This window comes from Bacillota bacterium, assembly GCA_012837335.1.
Classification (GTDB): domain Bacteria; phylum Bacillota; class Limnochordia; order Darwinibacteriales; family DTU012; genus DTU012.
The window spans coordinates 1-19,739 of the sequence record DURM01000046.1 but is presented as its reverse complement, the minus strand read 5'-3'; the positions used below and the strand labels follow the sequence as shown (position 1 = coordinate 19,739).

The 19,739-nt window shown below is 47.9% G+C and carries 14 protein-coding genes; 10 read left to right on the top strand and 4 right to left on the bottom strand.

The genetic code is table 11. The features are described 5' to 3' along the window. The first annotated feature begins 2 nt into the window (after window positions 1–2). The 4 genes from GX019_06115 (at window position 3) to asnS (ending at window position 5,465) form a co-directional block, all read left to right on the top strand. Complete coding sequence (locus tag GX019_06115; protein HHT36737.1) at window positions 3–515, top strand: nitroreductase; 513 nt, start codon at window positions 3–5, stop codon at window positions 513–515. A gap of 86 nt (window positions 516–601) precedes the next feature. After that, window positions 602–2,938 (top strand): alpha-xylosidase, encoded by a 2,337-nt coding sequence (yicI, locus tag GX019_06110; GenBank protein ID HHT36736.1) that lies wholly within the window; start codon window positions 602–604, stop codon window positions 2,936–2,938. Between the two features lie 117 nt (window positions 2,939–3,055). Continuing rightward, the gene (locus GX019_06105) at window positions 3,056–4,054 is read left to right on the top strand and encodes an aspartate--ammonia ligase (GenBank protein ID HHT36735.1); all 999 of its coding nucleotides are present in this window, start codon (window positions 3,056–3,058) and stop codon (window positions 4,052–4,054) included. Between the two features lie 19 nt (window positions 4,055–4,073). Then, window positions 4,074–5,465 (top strand): asparagine--tRNA ligase, encoded by a 1,392-nt coding sequence (gene asnS, locus GX019_06100; protein ID HHT36734.1) that lies wholly within the window; start codon window positions 4,074–4,076, stop codon window positions 5,463–5,465. Between the two features lie 60 nt (window positions 5,466–5,525). On the opposite strand, the gene GX019_06095 is transcribed toward asnS, so the two are convergent. The 4 genes from GX019_06095 to GX019_06080 form a co-directional block, all read right to left on the bottom strand. Then, entirely contained in the window at window positions 5,526–6,266 is a 741-nt protein-coding gene (locus tag GX019_06095; GenBank protein ID HHT36733.1) for an SIMPL domain-containing protein, read from the bottom strand. Window positions 6,267–6,279: 13 nt separating this feature from the next. Continuing rightward, window positions 6,280–6,963 carry a hypothetical protein gene (locus GX019_06090; GenBank protein ID HHT36732.1) on the bottom strand — a complete coding sequence of 228 codons (684 nt, stop codon included), beginning with the start codon at window positions 6,961–6,963 and terminating at the stop codon, window positions 6,280–6,282. Then, entirely contained in the window at window positions 6,956–7,513 is a 558-nt protein-coding gene (locus GX019_06085; protein HHT36731.1) for an RNA polymerase sigma factor, read from the bottom strand. The genes GX019_06090 and GX019_06085 overlap by 8 nt, the downstream gene beginning before the upstream one ends. 93 nt (window positions 7,514–7,606) lie before the next feature. Further along, the gene (locus GX019_06080) at window positions 7,607–8,557 is read right to left on the bottom strand and encodes a UPF0104 family protein (protein ID HHT36730.1); all 951 of its coding nucleotides are present in this window, start codon (window positions 8,555–8,557) and stop codon (window positions 7,607–7,609) included. Between the two features lie 252 nt (window positions 8,558–8,809). On the opposite strand from GX019_06080, the gene GX019_06075 reads away from it, so the two are divergent. The 6 genes from GX019_06075 to trkA all read left to right on the top strand — a co-directional run. Then, on the top strand, window positions 8,810–10,060 hold the full coding sequence (locus tag GX019_06075) for a DNA repair exonuclease (protein ID HHT36729.1): 1,251 nt from the start codon (window positions 8,810–8,812) through the stop codon (window positions 10,058–10,060). Between the two features lie 11 nt (window positions 10,061–10,071). Beyond that, a complete protein-coding gene (locus GX019_06070) occupies window positions 10,072–13,611 on the top strand; it encodes an AAA family ATPase (GenBank protein HHT36728.1) in 3,540 nt (1,179 codons plus the stop codon). 229 nt (window positions 13,612–13,840) lie between these two features. Further along, window positions 13,841–15,481: an ABC-F type ribosomal protection protein gene (abc-f, locus tag GX019_06065; protein HHT36727.1), complete on the top strand. Its 1,641-nt coding sequence runs from the start codon at window positions 13,841–13,843 to the stop codon at window positions 15,479–15,481. Window positions 15,482–15,591: 110 nt separating this feature from the next. Then, window positions 15,592–16,281: a TIGR00730 family Rossman fold protein gene (locus GX019_06060; GenBank protein ID HHT36726.1), complete on the top strand. Its 690-nt coding sequence runs from the start codon at window positions 15,592–15,594 to the stop codon at window positions 16,279–16,281. A gap of 72 nt (window positions 16,282–16,353) precedes the next feature. Continuing rightward, window positions 16,354–18,345: a hypothetical protein gene (locus GX019_06055; protein HHT36725.1), complete on the top strand. Its 1,992-nt coding sequence runs from the start codon at window positions 16,354–16,356 to the stop codon at window positions 18,343–18,345. Then, window positions 18,346–19,739, top strand: a 1,394-nt coding sequence (trkA, locus tag GX019_06050) for a Trk system potassium transporter TrkA (GenBank protein ID HHT36724.1), incomplete at its 3' end; no start/stop codon positions are given.

The following is a 19,739-nucleotide window of genomic DNA, read 5'->3' as shown; positions in this document are numbered from 1 at the left end:
GTATGGATACATTAACAGCAATTAAACAGCGGCGAAGCATCCGCAAATACAAAAATCAGCCAATTGAACCGGAAAAACTTGATGCAGTATTGGAAGCAGCCCGGCTGGCGCCATCGGCGCGGAATGCTCAGCTGTGGAAGTTTGTCGTGGTTCAGGATGAATCAGTCCGGAATCAGCTGGCTGAAGCAACCAACTACAAGTTTATTGCAGAAGCTCCGGTTGTGATTGCAGGCGTCTCGCTTGATCCGGAGCGGGTCATGCGCTGTGAAGTTCCTGCTTATGCAGTCGATTTAGCTATTGCCATGACCAATATAACTTTGGCGGCTCAAGCCTTGGGATTGGGCACATGTTGGATCGGTGGATTTGATCAGCAGATAGCCCGGGAAGTTCTGGGCATACCGGAAAAATACAAGATAGTTGAGCTGATGCCTCTCGGGTACCCAGAGGAAGAACCGCCTGCGCGACCCCGGAAAACCTTGGATGAAATTGTCTGCTATGAGCGTTTTACCGAGTAAATCAATGGTGGCAGGTTTAGGATCTTAGCGATCTGTAAACCTGCTTTTTTCAGACTAACATATAGGCAAGTGGGGGCTGAACAAGGATGCAGTTTACTGATGGTAATTGGCTGATGCTGCCCGGGGTCAACGGGCAGTACCCTGTCCAAGTGTATGATGTTGAAGCTGAAGCTGACTCACTCACGATTTATGCTCCGACTCGAAAGATCAATCATCGGGGAGCCACCCTGGATGGAGCAGTGCTGGCCATTAAGCTGTTTTCGCCTCTACCAGATGTAATCGGTGTTAGGATTTACCATCATGCTGGCGGAAAGGAGCGTGGACCCCGCTTTGAGCTTCAAGAAAACAGCGCCAAAGATATTAAGATCACCACTGATGAATGTGAGGTCAGTCTAGAAAGCGGAAGCCTCAGAGCTACTGCTTTAAAGAAGAAAAACTTCGCTCTTGAGTTTTACAGCGGTGGTAAACTGATCACTAAGAGTGACCACCGCAGTATGGCCTATCTGGAAGTAGACGGGAAAGGAAGCTATCTTCGGGAGCAGCTGCGGTTAGGAGTGGGTGAGTGTGTCTATGGGTTGGGCGAGCGGTTTACAGCTTTTGTAAAAAACGGACAATCCATCGATATCTGGAACCGGGACGGCGGAACTGGGAGTGACCAGGCTTATAAAAATATTCCCTTTTACTTGACCAACCGCGGCTATGGTGTATTTGTCAATCATCCTGAGCAGGTATCGTTTGAAGTGGCATCTGAGCGGGTTGCGAAAGTTCAGTTCAGTGTTCCCGGTGAATACCTGGAGTACTTCATTATTAATGGGCCGACACCAAAGGATGTTCTGCGCCGCTATACAGCTTTAACGGGTAGGCCGGCGCTGCCTCCAGCTTGGTCTTTCGGGCTGTGGCTGACCACTTCGTTTACTACTGACTACGATGAAGATACAGTGACTAAATTCATTGCCGGAATGGCTGAGCGGGATATACCACTGCATGTTTTCCATTTCGACTGTTTTTGGATGAAGGAATACCACTGGTGCAATTTCAAATGGGACAGCCGCGTTTTTCCGGATCCGAGAGCAATGCTGAAGCGCCTCAAAGAGAGAGGCTTGAAAATCTGCGTCTGGATCAATCCCTATATCGCGCAGCGCTCTGAGCTTTTTGATGAGGGAGTTGAGAATGGTTATTTCCTGACCAAACCTAATGGGGATGTGTGGCAGTGGGACAAATGGCAGGCAGGAATGGCGATCGTGGATTTTACCAACCCTAAGGCCTGCCGGTGGTATCAAGGTAAACTGCGTGAGCTTCTGGACATGGGGGTCGACACTTTTAAAACAGACTTTGGTGAGCGGATCCCAACGGATGTGGTCTACCACGATGGTTCTGATCCGGTTAAAATGCATAATTACTACGCTTATTTTTACAATAAAGTGGTCTTTGAACTGCTGGAAGAAGTGAGAGGAAAAGATGAAGCTGTAGTGTTTGCCCGCTCAGCATCTGTGGGCAGCCAGAAGTTTCCAGTGCACTGGGGCGGTGACTGCGATTCCACCTATGAGTCCATGGCAGAAAGTCTGAGGGGAGGCCTGTCTCTGTGCCTATCCGGATTCGGTTTCTGGAGCCATGATATCAGTGGTTTTGAGGCGACAGCAACCCCTGCCCTTTACAAAAGATGGGCTGCCTTTGGCCTTTTAAGCAGCCACAGCCGCCTCCACGGCAGCTCTTCATACCGAGTTCCCTGGCTGTTTGACGAGGAAGCGGTGGATGTGCTGCGGAAGTTCACCAAGCTGAAGTGCGCCTTAATGCCGTACCTGTATCAAGCTGCTGTGCAGGCAGCCGATGAAGGGATTCCAATGATGCGGGCCATGATGCTGGAGTTTCCAGACGATCCAGGCTGCGATTACCTGGATCGCCAATATATGCTCGGCGATGGGCTGCTGGTTGCGCCTGTTTTCAATGATGAAGGTACTGTCAGCTATTACCTGCCTGAAGGCCGATGGGTAAATTACTTCACTAATGATGTTGTCACAGGCGGACGCTGGATTAAAGAACAGCATGACTTTTTCAGTCTTCCGCTGTTAATTCGCCCCAATACCTTGGTGGCAGTTGGAGCGGATGAGGCAGCTGTGGAATATGATTACAGCAGTAATGTCATCCTGCACCTGGGTGATCTGGAAAACGGACAAACTGCCGAAGCAGTGGTATCCAGTACTAAAGCGGAGAAGGAGCTAATTGTTTCAGTCACTAGAATCGATCGTCAATTGATTGTTGATGCCGACGGCGCAGGCAAGCCTTGGCAGTTCCTGCTGAGAACCTTCCGGGCTGAGCAGTTATCACTGGTGGATAACATTGGAGCAGAAATTATCCAATCTGATTTGGGAGCTGTGGTTAGACCCAGCAGATTTACCGGTAGGATTGCCCTAACAATCCAATAATTTAAACCGATATTCTATTGTTTACAATATATTAAAATGTTGGTGCAGGAATTTTCACAGTTAAGGTGGAAAGAATCAGTTTTAAAGGTACGACTGATCGCTTAGGAGGCAGTTAAATTGATCATTCCCACAGCTTATACCAGTAAACTGTCATTAAAGGAAACAGAAATTGCAATCAAGCACCTGAAAGACTTTTTCGAGCAGGTATTAGCCCGCGAGTTGAATTTGACCAGAGTGTCAGCGCCGCTCTTTGTGCCTCACAGCTCGGGTTTAAACGATAATTTAACCGGAGTTGAACGCCCGATTATTTTTGATGTGCCGGCGATTAACGGTAAGTGCGAAATCGTCCACTCCCTTGCTAAATGGAAGCGGATGGCGCTAAAAGAGTATAATTTCGAGGTGGGAGAAGGACTTTATACCGATATGAATGCAATTCGGCGCGACGAAGAGCTCGGCAATATTCACTCCTTATATGTAGATCAGTGGGATTGGGAAAGAATAATAACTAGAGAAGACCGCAATCTCGATTTCTTAACCGAGATTGTTAATAAGATCTACCGCTGCCTGAAAGCAGCGGAAAGGGAAATTCACCAAGAGTATCCAATGCTTGAGTGGGAACTGCCTGAGCAGATTACCGTGATCACCACCCAGGAGCTGGAAGATCTCTACCCCCAATTAGAACCGGAAAGGCGGGAGCATGCAATCGCCAGAGATAAAAAGGCTGTCTTTATAGCGCAGATCGGCGGTAAACTCCGGTCCGGTAGGCCGCATGACAGGCGGGCTCCGGACTACGATGACTGGAATCTCAACGGCGATATCATTGTTTGGCATCCTGCTTTGGAGCGAGCTCTTGAGCTTTCATCGATGGGAATAAGAGTTGATGAAGCTGCTCTATCCAATCAGCTGAAACTGGCTGGGTGTGAGCACTGGGCTGAGTTTAGTTTTCATAAAGAACTGTTAGCCGGGAATCTGCCGCTTACCATCGGCGGAGGTATCGGTCAATCGCGATTATGCATGTATTTCCTGGAAAAGATTCATATTGGTGAAGTGCAGGCATCGGTTTGGCCGGAGCACATCATCCAAAAATGCAGAGAAAACAACATCTTTTTACTTTAATGAAGTAGGAGGAATTAGTGTGGAACAAGTTGATATAAAAAAGCTATTTCGCAATCATGAAGCATACATCGATCAAAATATTCGTGTCTCTGGCTGGATCCGCACCATCAGGGATTCGAAAAACTTTGCTTTTATTGAGCTGAACGACGGTACTTTCTTTAAGAACCTGCAGATCGTGATTGACGATTCACTGCCAAACTTCAGTGAGGTGGTGAGACTGAACATCAGCTCTGCGATTGTCGCTGAAGGTAAGTTGGTGGAAAGTCCCGGTGCAAAGCAGCCGTTTGAACTGAAAGCGGAAAAGATCACTGTTGAAGGAGCATCGTTAAGCGATTATCCGCTTCAGAAGAAGCGCCACAGCTTTGAGTACCTAAGGACGATTGCTCATCTTCGTCCGCGTACAAACACTTTTTCAGCAGTATTTCGCGTGCGGTCCCTGGCAGCTTACGCTCTGCATAAGTTCTTCCAGGAGCGGAATTTCGTCTATGTTCACACCCCGATCATTACAGGCAGTGATGCGGAAGGGGCCGGGGAGATGTTTCGAGTAACAACCTTAGACTTTGACAATGTACCCCGGACTGAGGACGGCAATGTAGATTTTTCCAAGGACTTTTTTAAACATGAGGCAAATCTGACTGTCAGCGGGCAGCTGCAGGCTGAAACTTATGCGCTTGCGTTTCGGAACGTGTATACATTTGGACCTACCTTTCGGGCAGAAAACTCCAACACTCCCCGTCACGCGGCCGAGTTTTGGATGCTTGAGCCAGAAATGGCCTTTGCTGATTTAGAAGACAACATGGATTTAGCAGAAGCAATGCTGAAATACCTGATTCAGTACTGTTTAGACAATGCTCCGGAGGAAATGGAGTTCTTTAACAAGTTTATTGATAAAGAGCTGTTAGCCCGCTTAGATAATGTCATCAAATCAGAATTCAAGCGGATCACTTATACCGAAGCGATCGATCTGCTAGTAAAATCCGGGCACAGCTTCCAGTATCCGGTAGAATGGGGATGTGATCTCCAAACTGAGCACGAGCGCTATCTGACTGAGCAGATCTTTAAACAGCCGATCTTTGTAACCAACTATCCTAAGGATATCAAGGCGTTCTATATGCGCATGAATGAAGATCACAAGACTGTTGCGGCAATGGATCTGCTGGTTCCGGGTGTTGGTGAAATTGTAGGCGGCAGTCAAAGAGAAGAGCGCTATGATCTGCTGCTGAAGCGGATGCAGGAATTGAACATGCCTGAAGAGGACTACTGGTGGTATCTCGATACCCGCAGGTACGGCAGCAACAAGCACGCCGGTTTTGGTTTAGGGTTCGAACGAGCGATTATGTACCTAACCGGTATCACCAACATTCGCGATGTGATTCCCTTCCCGCGGACAGTAGGCAACATTGATTTCTAAACCTTGATATGCAGAAGACCAGCCATCACTGTGACGGCTGGTCTTTTTTCATATACCTTTTTAGAACTTGTATTCGACAATTACGCGGGCTTTAACCTCCACGTCTCCCGGGTTGATTGGGGTTATGGCTGAATCGGCGGCACTGGCTCTAAAGGCATAAGCTTCGGTGTACGGTGCGTAGTATTCACTCTGCTCGGTGATGGATACGATTTCCTTAATCGTGACACCGGCTCCTTTGGCAATCGCTTCTGCTTTCTGCCCTGCCTGGAGGACGGCATTCTCTAAAGCTTTAAGCTGCAGATCGGCTTTGTTGACAGTATCAAATGAAATACCCTGAACCTGATTTGCACCTTCTTTAATCGCCAGATCAATGATTGTACCTACATGTTCCAGCTGAGTGGTTTTGACATTCACCTGATTGCGCACATTATACACGGTGTAATAGCTGATCGGTTCGGTAGTGCGGTCAGATTCCTGGTAGCTGTAAATGTAGTAGCCGCTGGTAGTAACCTCTGTATCGCTTAATCCGAATTCCTTAAGAGCTTTAATCACATTGGTCATGATTTCCGCATTCTGCCTGGAGGCTGTTTCTGCGGACTGGTCTCTAGTCTCTACGCCAAGGGTAATGTAGGCAGTATCCGGCGCGGCAGTAACAACTGCATCACCAGTAACTGTGATTACACCTTTGTGTTCAGGACTCTGAGCTGCAGTATTAAAGTCTAAACCTGTTAAGACCATGACACTTAACAGCAGTATAACAGCACAACTAATCGCTAATAAACCCTTTTTGGTTCTGCTCATTGGAGTTCCTCCTTTAGTTTTTAACTACGCTGAAACTCTTGGTTTCACTGAAAAAGAACAGCTGTCCGTCAATTTTTCCGGGAACACTGATTTCAACAAGATATGACCCAGGTTCTGCAGGGGCGGTAAGCATCAAGGTTCCGAATAAAGGATTTTGGCTGTCAGCGCTTTTGTTATTCCAGTCTTCAATGGGAATTTCCGAAATAATGGTGACTAAGCCATGATCATCAGTCCGCATCACTGTAGCAGATGGTTTTTCAACCGCAAATTCTGTTTCTGCGGTGATGGTCAGCCTGAGATTCAAGGTTATTTCCGAGCCGGCTGCAGCTGTATCCGCCATATCAATCTCAATATTTACCCTGCTGTTCGGCTGGGGTTCGAAAGCTGACATGATTGTAAACATCTGCATACTCTCAGGCTGTTCTGCAGATTTCAGGCTGGAACGCATTTCTAGATCGGTTGGCAGTTCCTGCGGCGGAACAGTGCCTTGATTAAACAGGACCATGATAAAGAGCATCGCTGCGGCAGCTGCTGCCATCCAGCTCCGGCGCTGTTTATACCAGGGAATTGGATCCAGCTTGGCTTCAATCTCTGCCCACATCTGCTCTTTTGACCCACGCCACTTGGTATTCTCCTCCAGCGCTGCCTTTAGCTCCTGTTCGGGAATCAGTTCGCTGGTATTGTTGTTTTCAAGCACCCTGCTCACCCCTTTCTGCGGCTGTCAAAGCAGTTTTTAATCTTTGACGGGCTGTGTATAAGCGGGATTTGACTGTAGACTGAGGTATCTTCAGCACCTCAGCGATCTCTTTTTCAGTCAAGCCGCTCAAGTACTTGAGGATGATGGGGAGACGGTGCTTCTCATCCAGCTGATTGATGGCTTCATAAACAAATCCGCTTTCCTCATTCACCAGAGTCTGATCCTCCGGTGAAAAGGCAAGATGGGGATTTTCTTCCGTGTTGGGAATATATTCCGGATCAACTCTAAACTTCTGCTTGATCCGCTTAGATTTGTTGATCACGATTTTAGAAAACCACGGCTTAAATGCCATGCCGTCTTTAAAGGACTTGATTGAGCGAAAAGCCTGGATAAAAGCCTCTTGGACTGCATCTTCGGCAGTTGACCAATCGTGAGTTATCATATATGCCAACCGAACTGCAGCGTCAACATGTGCTTCGAAAATTTCTGCCATCGAGTTCCGATCGCCCTGCTTTATTTTGGTGATCAACTCAAACTCATTTACTGCCATCTGATGCCTCCCTCCTCAGTACTTCACTTTATATATCCAATGAGCAGACAAAAAGTTGATTGATTTATGATTAATTCTATCATGAATTCTAGGTTATGACTGCTGACAGTTTTCGGAAGCAGCTACCTTATCTAAAGCTCTGGGCTTCTGCTTTTTACTCCAGATCAGCAGCAGATAAGCCACTGCTATCCCTCCGGCCGCTGCCGGGAAGTAAAAGATAACTGCCCGCCATAAAATGATAAATGCGCCGATGCGGTCATCGGTGAAAGTATCATCTAACATGTAGACTGAGAAGATCTCAGAAACACCTGCACCGCCCGGAATCGGGGTCAGTGATGGTGATAGGCCCAGTAGAGCTGCAACGCTGTAGTTTTCAAAAGACAGGGCAGGTTCAGCCTGTATACCTGTGAGTAAAAAGCATCCTGCTAAATAGAGCAGGGCAAAATGGCAGAAGCCGCAGATGATCACTCCTAAAAAATAGAGCCCTCTCTTTTTGAATGTCTGCCGGAATGAAGTAACAAAAGTATTAAACCAGAGTGATATATTCGGGTACTTGGTAAAGCGTTCAAATAGAGATCTAAATCTGTGTCCATGAGTAAAAAGGCAGACTGCCGCAGCAACCCCGATCCCATAAAGTACCACAATCAGCTCTAGGTACGGAAAGTAAGGAACGAATGGTTCCGGGATTTCAGGCATTAAGGTTAAAATCAGTGACACCAGTGCCACCAAACCTAACTGCGCGCCAAGACTGGCACTGGTTGAAACTCCAGCTGCTTGGCCCACACTCAGCCTGTATCGATAGAGAATATAAATCAGAAATGGAACACCGGTTGCTGTAAAAGGCGTAATCATAGAAAGAAAGTGGGTCGCAATCATGGCCACTACCAGGAGGGTATATGGAACAGCAAATCCTGTAGCAGCTATGGCGATTTTGATCCGCAGCGCATCTACAAACCAGGATAAAACAATTGTGAGCAGCGCCAAAAGCAGGTATTGGGTAGGGTAATCATGGAGCACCGCCCAGATCTCCTTAGGATTAGCCAATTTGATAAAGATAAATGCAAGCGTTATCACTGCTGCAATGAATAAAAAAACAATTCCTTTCCATGATATTTTAATTCGTTTAGCCTCTGAGTTTTCCACTATTCTTGATCCCTCTTTTGCTTTAAACTCTTACCTTTTTCCATTATACTACAATGGTTATGCAAACCCCTTGTAGGTCCGCCTTAAAGACGCTGTAAAAGGGTTAAATGATTTAATCTTGAAATGTTTATTAGAGCAAGGGAGGCGGAAAGCATGGATTTTAAGTTTATACATGCAGCTGATGTGCATCTGGACAGCCCTCTGCGCGGTCTTGAGCGCTACGAGGGAGCACCCGTGGATGAAATTCGCGGTGCGGTGCGCAGAGCTTTTATTAATCTCATCGATATGTGCATCCGGGAAAGGGTAAAGTTTCTTGTACTCGCTGGCGATCTCTATGATGGAGACTTATTAGATTACCAAACCGGGTTATTTTTTGCTGCCCAGATGAGCAGACTCCGCGCATCGGGCATTAAAGTATATATAGTGCTGGGCAATCACGATGCCCAAAGTGAAGTTACTAAGGGTGTGCGCCTGCCCGATAATGTGCACCTCTTCTCGGCAGATACTCCCCATACCATCTATGACGAAGAGTTAGGTGTGGCGCTGCATGGTTGGAGCTATCCCACCAGAGCAGTGACAGAGGATGTCTCGCGCAGGTATCCTGAACCCGCTTTCGGATTCTACAACATTGGAATTCTCCACACATCTTTGGATGGACGAGAAGGACATGACAACTACGCGCCGTGCAGCCTCCAGGATCTAATCAGGAAAGGTTATAATTACTGGGCTTTAGGTCATGTCCACCAGCGGGAGATTGCTGCTGAAAATCCTCTAGTTGTGTTTCCCGGCAATATTCAGGGGCGCCATATCCGGGAGACCGGACCTAAAGGCTGTATGCTGGTTGAGGTCCTAAATGGACAGACACATCTTCAGTTTCGTCCCCTTGATGTACTGCAGTGGGCAGTGTGCACAGCAGACATCACCGGAGTTAAATCTCCGGAAGAAGCCTTGGACTTGGCTGTAGAACAGCTGCAGGATCAGATAGCTGTTTCCGGAGGTAAACTGCACGCGGTACGTTTTATTATCGAAGGAGCAACCAAGGTTAATAACCAGCTGCAGCGGAATAAGGATCACTTTATCTATAATCTCCGAGCTGCGGTAAATGATGTCAGCCGCGGCAGTGTATGGCTTGAAAAAGTTCTGGTAGAAACACGGCAGGTTGCAGATCTTGAAGCACTTTTTGATGAACACCCTACATTAAAAGACTTTTTTAGAATTCTCCATGAGTTTGCGGAAGATACAAGTTTAAGAGAAGAACTGGAAGCTGAGCTGAGAGGTTTTTACAACATGATCCCCAAAGAGGCTGTCATTGGGGAAGACGGCTTGAACCTGAATGATTCTCGATTTCTGGAAACAATCATCGCTCAAGCCAAGAAACTGATTGCTGATGAGCTGGTAAGCTAGGGGGGAGCGTTTTGCGTTTTAAAGCTATCAATCTTATTGCCTATGGACCTTTCACTGATTACCGGATCGAGCTGCCTGAAAAACCGGACTTTCACATTATCTATGGGCCGAACGAAGCTGGTAAAAGCTCAGCCTTAAGAGCGTTAATCAGCGCTTTATACGGTATACCCATGCGGACTGATGATAATTTCCTTCATGAAAACCGTGCTCTCCGCATCGGTATCGACATAGAAAATCAAAGCCAGAGCCTATCTGTAATCCGCCAGAAGAGACTTAAAAATTCTCTGCTGGATGCTGAAACTGAGCAGCCGGTTGATGAGGGACTGCTTGAGCGAATGCTGGCTAATTTCGATCAGACCGCCTTCGAGAATCTTTTCGGGCTTGACCATCAGCGTCTGCGGGAAGGCGGACAGGGACTATTGGAAGGCCGGGGCGATTTAGGCTTCAGCATTTTTTCGGCAGCTACCGGTATCGAGCGCCTGCAGGAGGTCCTCAATCGGTTGGAAGAAGACAGCAAAAAAGTGTTTGTTCCTCAACGAAATGGCCGCGGCAGTCTTAATGAAGCAGTTAAAGATTATAAACAGGCTCGTGCTATGGAAGAAGAAAGCATGCTTAGAGGAAGAGAATGGCAGGAGCTGGAACGAAATTACGAAAATCAGCAGGAAGAGCTGGAAAAGCTGAACAGTGAAATTGACAAGTTAGAAGCACTTTACCGAAAATATGTCCGGATTAAAAGCTGCACACCGGATGTGATTAAGCGCGAAGAACTGAGAGCCAAGCTGGAACAGCTTGGAGATGTGGTTGTCTTAGACGATGGCTTTACAGAGCGGAGGCAGAGAGTTGAGAACAGAATTGAGCAGGCTGATCGGGAGCGGCTTAAAGCCGAGCATAAGTATGCTCAATTAAAAGAAGAACTGGATCGGATCGAGGTTCCTACCCAGCTTTTAGACCTCAGTGATGATATTAAAACTCTAGTGGAGCGGCTTGATTCTTATCGTTCTCGACTCCAAGGTCTTCCTGCGCTGGAGTGGAATGTAGAGCAGTTGGCTGGACGCGCACTGGCAGCGCTTAAGTCGGTCAATCCTGATGAACAGGACTTAAATAACGCGGACAGCTATTTAATTCCCCTCTTAGTAAGTGCGGCAGTCAAAGGTCTGCTCGCTGACAGAGAAACTATAATCAACAAGCTGGCTGAAGCTAAAGCTGGACTCGCAGAAACTCAGCAGGAGCTCGATGGGCTGCGAACTGAGATTGAAGAACTGGGATCGGTTCCAGAATATACCAGTCTCAAGATTGCCATTCAAAATGCCCAAAAAGACAGCAAAATTGAGCAGTCTTTCCGGGATAACCGGTTAAAGCAGGAACAGCTGATCGCCGAGATTAATTCCGATATTCTCCGGTTGGGTCTGTGGCGGGGAACATTTGAAGAACTAGTTCACCTCCCAGTTCCGGCAGTTCCCACGGTTAGAGAATATGCTTCGCAAATGCAGGAGTACAAATCAGAGTTGAAACATCTTGAGGAGCAGGTTAAACAGCTGGATGGCGAGCTCCAGAGGGCAGAAATGCAGCTGGCCCGAATCGAGTCGCTGGGAAAAGTACCTACCAAGGAGGAATTAGATCGCATTCGCAGTCGGCGCGATCTCGGCTGGAGTCTGGTAAAGAAATCCTGGCTGGAGGGAAACCTGTCCCGCGAGGAAGAGCAGGAATTTACCAAAGGAAGGCCTCTTGCTGAGGTTTACGAGCAGGCGGTGCGGCAGACAGACGCTGTTGCAGATGAAATGTATCGAGAAGCCCATAATGTGGGTCAGAAACAGGCACTGTTAAACAGTATTCATCAGCTAAAAACAAGATTACTGGAGCTGCAGCAGCAGGGAAAGAACCTTCTGCAGAACCAAGAAGCGCTGATGACCAAGTGGCGCAGCGAATGGCAGAATACACAGATCCAGCCTTTAGCACCGGAAGAGATGCTGCGCTGGCTGGAAGAGCGTCAGCGCATACTGGCAAAAGTTGGCGACCTGGCCAAGTTAAAGGCTGAGGCTGAAGATTATTTAGAAGCTAAGCGCCGGCAGATCGCAGCGCTTACACAAGCTGCGGCAGAGGTGGGCGCAGAGCTTGGCAAAACCCCATCATTGACTGACGTATTAGCTCAAGCTGAGGTGATCTGCCAGAGGCTTGAAGAGAAGGCGAATCAGCTGGTGTTTTTACGCCAGAGCCTAGCCAGCGCTGAAAACCGCAGCCGCAGGCAGATTCAAGGAGTACAGAACTACGAAGCTGCCTTAAAGGAAATAGAGGCGGAATGCCGAGCAAATCTTGCCAAAACTAACCTGCCTCCAGACGCAGATTTCAAGGCAGTTGCTGCCTATCTAGAGAGAATCGCAGAGCTGGAGCAGATTCTTAAAGAAAAAGCAGAGCAGGAAAACAGGCTGGCTAAGGATCGGGAATTGATAGCGGATTATGAAAACCAGGTGTCGGAGCTGGTTGCTGCGTGCGCACCGGAGCTGGGGGATCTGCGTCCGGATTTAGCAATGCAGAATCTGCATCAGCTGCTGCAGCAAGCTGAGCGGGATCGGGTTTACCGCAACCAGTTGGACAAGCAGCTTCGCGAGCAGGACAGGATTATCAATGAAGCAAAAGTAGAGCGTGCCGCTGCTGGAAAGGAATTAGCTCAGCTGATGGAGTCTGCTCAAGTTAAGGAACTGGCAGCTCTAAAAGCTGCTGAGCAGAAATCGCAAGAGTATCTTAGTCTCCAGCAGCAGATAAGGGAGATCGAGAACAGGCTGCTGCAGGAGGGCAGAACGCTGGAGCAGCTGGTCGCTGAAGTCAAAGCAACTGAAATTGACACCCTAGATTCAAGGCTGGAATCACTATCAGCTGAGCTTGAGCGGCTAAAAGCTGATAAAGACAGAAAACTGACCGAGTTCGGGAGGACGCAAGCTCAGTACGAAAAATACTGCCGGGGCACTAATATCCAAGCTCTCGAGGCAAGAGAGCAGGCCGAAAGCCTGCTGACCATTGTAAAAGGTCAGGGCGCAGAATACTTGAAATTGAGGGCAGCGCTCGTGCTTCTTAAAAAGTCGCTGGAGCGGTATCGAGATCTGAACCAGGGACCAATTATCAACCTCGCCGGCAAGATTTTTGCGGAACTCACATTGGGATCATTTGTACGCCTGAAAACGGATACTGATTCCAGGGGCAATCTAGTGGTTGTGGGAGTCAGGGAAACCGGAGAAGAGGTGGGTGTAACCGGGATGAGTGATGGGACAAGGGATCAGCTGTACCTGGCGCTCAGACTGGCAGCGATAGAAAAACATTTAGAGGATAATGAACCCCTGCCTCTGGTCTGCGATGATCTGCTGATCAACTTTGATGATGCCCGTTCACTGCAGACGCTGAAAGTATTGGCAGATCTAGCCAACAAAACGCAGGTTGTTTTCTTCACCCATCACAGCAAAATCATTGAGCTGGCCCATGCGTATCTGCCGAAACGAGCTGTAATTCATCATTTAGGCGCAGCCAGGCCGCTTGACACTTTAGAGCAAAAGACAGTATAATACGAATAATAGTTGATTAGAATAATCAAAAAGAAAGGGCACAGGTATAGGTAACAATGTTCAACTAATCCACTTGCGTCTGAAATAGCATCGCTGTTTTCAGCCCATCGTTTGCGATGGGTTAGTTAAGCGTGTCTTTATAAATCAGCGAGTGGATAGTTGTTCTGGACTCTATACCTTTGTTCAAGGTGTGCAGACACTATCCTCTCCGTTATGGAGGGGTTTTTTTATGCTGTTATTAGAAGCTTATAATATTCAAAAATACTATGGAGATCGACTTGTTCTTAATGTTCCTGAGCTGAGGATTTACAGCCAAGATCGCATAGGCGTGATTGGACCTAATGGAGCAGGTAAAACCACCCTGCTGGATATACTCAGCGGAAGGTTGGAGCCCGATTCGGGCAGGGTGAGCCTGTACGGCACAAGCGCATATTTAACCCAGCTGGATCCTCCTCAGGCTGATGCAAGCCTGGACCCGGAGATGGCTGCCAGGTTTTCTGTACCGACCCAGCCGCACGGTTGGATGAGCGGAGGTGAGCAGACCCGCTTCAAGCTGGCTCAGATCCTCAGCAACCGCAGCACCCATCTGATTTTTGCCGATGAGCCCACCAGCAGTATTGACATCGAAGGAATTGACTTATTGGAAACGATGTTTACAGAGTATCGCGGTGCCTTAGTGGTCATTTCCCATGATCGAGATTTTTTAGATCAGATCTGCACGCAGATTATGGAAGTGGAAGCGGGAAAGATCAAGCTTTATCCCGGCAATTACAGCAACTATGCAGAACAGAAAGCGCAAGAGCGTGCCCGGATGGAGTTCGAGTACACGCAGTATATCAAAGAGAAGCAGCGCCTAGAAGCTGCTGCGATCAGGATCAAGCAAAAATCGCAGAGCATTAAAGGACCACCTAAGCGCATGGGAAATTCTGAAGCCAGATTGCACAAGATGGGCGGTCAAAAAGGAAAAGCGACTTTAGATCGGGCGGTTAAAAATATTGAGAAGCGGATTGACAAACTGGAAGTTAAAGATAAGCCGCACCAGCCCGGCGAGATAAAATTTGATCTTGGTGATCGGCGGGTATCTTCCAAAGGGATTATCGTCAGCGGCACCCAGATAAACAAAGCGTTCGGATCAAAAGTTATTTTCCGCAGCGCAGAGTTCCGGATTTATACCAACACTAAAACTGCCCTGATCGGACCGAATGGCTGCGGCAAAAGCACCCTTTTAAAGATGATTCTTACCGGTGAGTCCGGAATCAAGGCTGCTCCAAGTGCCAAGATCGGATATTTCAGTCAGGCAATGGATATCCTTGATGAGAATCTTTCGGTGCTGGAAAATGTAATGTCAACAAGTATTCATGACCAAACTACGGTAAGAACAATGCTGGCAGGGCTGCTCTTTAAGCGCGATGATGTTTACAAGCCGGTAGGAGTACTGAGCGCTGGTGAGCGTGTTAAAGCCGCGTTTGCAAAGATCCTGACTCAGGATTTTAACCTGCTGCTTCTCGATGAACCAACCAACTATTTGGATATAAACTCACTGGAGGCGGTTGAAGCGGCTTTCAAAGAGTATCAGGGGACGATGCTGTTTGTATCCCATGACCGCCGCTTGATCCACGCTGTTGCGGATGAGATTATCATCGTGGCAGATCATCAATTGATCCATTACCGGGGTACTTATCAAGAGTATCTTGATCATAAGCAGAAAGCTGAAAGTTCCGACAGCAAGGAACAGCAGATTCTGGTTCTTGAACACCGGTTGGCTGAAATAATCAACAGATTGTCCGCTCCCTCACCGCAGGATGATCCGGAAGCGTTAGATTTAGAATTTAAAAAGATCCTGGCACAATTGAAGCTGCTCCGCTCATAAGGCATCTCGCACGGATGCCTTTTTAATCCCTTTATAATAATTGAGTTTTAATTTAAAATAAGGTGTAAGGCAGAATAATACATATCAACAGCAAAGGGGAGGAAGGTTAGATGAAACGTAAATGGCCGATCACAGAGGATCGAGAGCTTTTAAAGCCGCCAGTTTTAACTGAGGATTTTACAGTATCCGATACTTGGCGGGTTCTGCGAATTCAATCAGAGATTGTCAGCGGCTTCGATGAACTAGCCCATATCGGCAAAGCGGTGGCAGTATTTGGTTCCGCGCGCACTCCAGAAAATAACCGGTATTACCAGCTAGCACGCAAAACAGCCAGCTGCCTTGCTGAGGCGGGTTTGGCAGTGATTACCGGTGGTGGTCCGGGAATTATGCAGGCTGCCAATCAAGGAGCAAAAGAGGCTGGAGGGCTGTCCATCGGCTGCAATATCGAGCTGCCGTTCGAGCAGGAGTCTAATCCTTACTTGGATATCAATATTGAGTTCCGCTACTTTTTTGTCCGCAAGCTGATGCTGGTTAAATATGCCTTGGGCTTTGTCATCTTCCCCGGCGGGCTCGGCACAATTGACGAGCTGTATGAAGCCTTAACGCTGATTCAAACCGGTAAAATCGAGCGGTTCCCGGTGGTATTGATGGGATCTGAGTATTGGGCGGATCTGCTGAAATGGATGAAAGAGAAGATGTTGGGTGAAGGTATGATCAGTCCGGAAGATCTTGACCTGCTCACAGTTACCGATGATCCGGAGGAAGCGGTTAAGATTATCAAGACTACAATCAAGATCTAAGCGTGCGGCAGGTTAACAGGAATGAATGCAGAAGCAATAATTAACTCTGAAACTTCTAGGGAGGAAGGCAGAATGCGGATTATTGCTTCTGTGTTGATTGCCGCACTGATTCTAGTCGGCGCAGGTTGGGCATTTATTGAGTTTTTTTATACATATCCCGATGAAGTGGCGGCGGCATATTTAGATAGGCTGCTGGCAGGCGATTATCCGGAACTCGGAGGCTATTTCCACTCACAGCATCCTTTTCCTACGGCTTCAGCGCTGGAGGTGGCTTTTGCTAATTTTGCTGATGCGTATGGGTTAACGCTGATGGAATTAGTCGGAATCAATCCAATTGCAGAAACCTTTACTGCGGCAGAGTATACCGTAGATCTCCGCTATGAAAGCAAATATTTCGATCCTTTAATGGTGCAGTTTCACCTGGAACTTACTTGGGATGGCCTGCTGAACTGGAAGATTATTTGGAAAGACAATCTGCCGCTTCCACAGCACGGGCTCAGTGTCCGCTACCACCGCACGCGGTTAAGTTCATCCCGAGGCAGTATTTATGACCGTCAAGGCAGATTGCTTGCTGGCAGAGGCAGCGTTGTTGCTGTTGGCGTTCAACCAGGCCGAATTACCGATCCGGAGCTGCTGTATGAAGTAACGACCGAGTATCTGGGCTTGAGCAGGGATTATGTGCAGGCTCAGTACCAGGCTCCCGGAATTCAAGATCACTGGTTTGTGCCTTTAATTGTTGTAAGCGAGGAACGCTATCAGGAACTTGACCAGATTTTACGACCGGTACCCGGCATCTTCTTCCAGCGGCAGTACATTCGCGCTTACCCCTTAGGTAGTGCCGCAGCCCATTTAACCGGTTATATCGGTGAAGTTACTGAAGCAATGATCAATCAGTATCCGGAAAGGGATTATCAGAGTGGGGAAACCGGAGGCAGATCTGGATTAGAGTTGGGTTTAGAGCCTGAGCTGCGGGGCAGGCCGGGCTATCGTCTATTTGTAGAATATGAGTCCGGCATAAATGAGCTTTTTCTGGAGCGGACACCGGTTGAGGGGAAAGATGTTGAACTGGCAATCGATGCGCAATGGCAGCAGATTGCTTACGAAGTTTTAGGCGATCGGCGAGGTGCCTTTGTGGTACTGGATGCTGACAGTGGTGAAGTGCTGGTGTTGGTTTCCACTCCCAGCTATGACCCTAATGAGTTTGTACAGGGAATTTCTCATGCCCGCTGGCAGCAGTTAAGCACGGATTCCAATCAGCCGCTGTTTAACCGCAGTCTCCAGGGGAAGTATCCCCCGGGTTCTGTTTTTAAAGTAGTAACAGCAGCTGCTGCTTTGGATCTAGGCTTGTTCACGATTGAGAGTAAGTTTACTGATCCGGTTGAGCTGCGGGTGCAGGGGAATCTAATTCGCAATTTCCAAAATCAGGATTTTGGAGAGCATCTTTTTGCTGATGCTGTTATCCATTCGATTAATACCACAATGGCTCAGGTAGGTTTGGCGGTCGGGGCAGAGAGTTTAAGTCATTATTTCACCAGCTGGGGTTTAGATCGGGCACCGGATTTCAAACTTCCAGCAGATTCTGGCCAGATTGGAAATCCTGCCCGGAGCCAGGTCGGCCTTGCGTGGACATCAATTGGACAGGATCAGGTATTAGTAACGCCTCTTAATGTAGCTGCCGTATTTACAGCATTTATTAATGAAGGTTTTGTACCTGAGCTTACACTTTGGAAAGCGGATGCTGATCATGAAAGCACCAAACACCAGGTGATTAAACCAGAAACCGCGGCAGTCATGTGCGATTTGCTGGAACAGGTAGTTCTGGAGGGAACAGGGCAGCAGGCTGCTGTCGATCAGATCAATATCTGCGGCAAAACAGGTACCGCTGAGACTGGAAAAGGTACATCACACGCTTGGTTTGGCGGGTTTGTGAGGGATGTGTTTGACCGTAATCTGACCTTTGCAGTTCTTGTTGAAGAGGGAGGAATTGGGGGGCAGACAGCGGCACCGCTGGTGCGGGAGTTTTTTACTCGTTTACTGGCAAGATCCGATCTAGGAGGAAACTAGATGCAGGTATTGATTGTGGGAGCTGGCAAGCTCGGATATAAGGTGGCAGAAGCTTTTGCTAATGGGGACCACAGTGTAATTGTAATCGATACAGATGAACAGGCCTTGGAGCGGATCAGCTTAAACTTGGATGTGCTGACGATCAGGGGAAATGCGATCCAAACCGAAGTGCTAAAACAGAGCGATCCGAAAAGTATTGATTTGGCGATTGCAGTGACTGGAAGCGATGAGACTAATATGGTGATCTGCATGCTGGTAAAAAGCCTTGGGTGCAGAGCGACGATTGCTAGAGTCCGCAATCCGGAATATGGCCGGCAGCAGGAGTTTCTCAAACAGGAACTAAGCATTGATTACATTGTCAATCCTGAATTTGAAACTGCTAAGTATATTTCCAAGCAGTTGATGAAGGGTAGTACCGTAGCTATCGAAGCTTTCGCCGGTGGAAAGGTCGGCATGATCGAACTGCCCGTAAAAAACATTCCGCAGTTGGGCGGCAGCAGGCTGCGGGAACTGCGCATCTTTAACTCGATTCTAGTTGCCGCTGTATCCCGGGAAGGCGAGATGTTTATTCCCCATGGCGATACTATCCTGGAAAATTCTGACATCATCTATTTGTTCGGTGAGCGTGCAAGTCTCAATCAGTTTCTAACCGAACATGTGGAGCAGAGCGAAAAGCGGCTGCTCAAAGATGTAATGATATTAGGTGGCGGCAGAGCCGGTTTCTATCTTGCCCAGCGGCTTAAGCAGCAGGGTATAGGAGTCAAGATCATTGAGCAGGATGAGGAGCAGTGCCAGTATTTGGTGGAAAATCTCCAAAACGTGCTGGTGATTCACGGCGATGGCACTGACAGCGATCTGCTTCGGGAAGAAAACTTCGCTAAGATGGATGCCCTAATTACTCTGACTGGTAATGATGAAGAAAACCTGCTGCTGGCACTTTTAGGAAAACAGCAGGGAATTCCCCTGGTTATTGCGAAAATCAGCCGTTCTAACTTTATACCTATTATTGAGCAGTTGGGGATTGACCGGGCTGTCAATCCAGTGCTGATCTCCGCTGGTGAGATTATTCGCTATGTCCAGGGGGATCAGATTGCTTCCCTTGCCCTCCTGCTTGACGGTCAGGCTGAAGTCGTGGAGATTATTGTTGAAGAGGGCACCGGTGTTATTGGACGTTCTCTCGCAGAGTTAGAGCTGCCTAAAGGAGTGATCATCGGAGCGATTGTTCGGGATGACCAGGTACTCATTCCCAATGGCAGTTCCGAAATAGCAGCGCAGGATAGGGCAGTTGTGTTTTGTCTGAGCAGCCATCTGCCTATCCTGGATAAGCTTTTTTACCGGCGCAAGGGAGGCTTGTTCCATGGATTATGGCGTAGTTCGAAAAGTAGTGGGAAGCG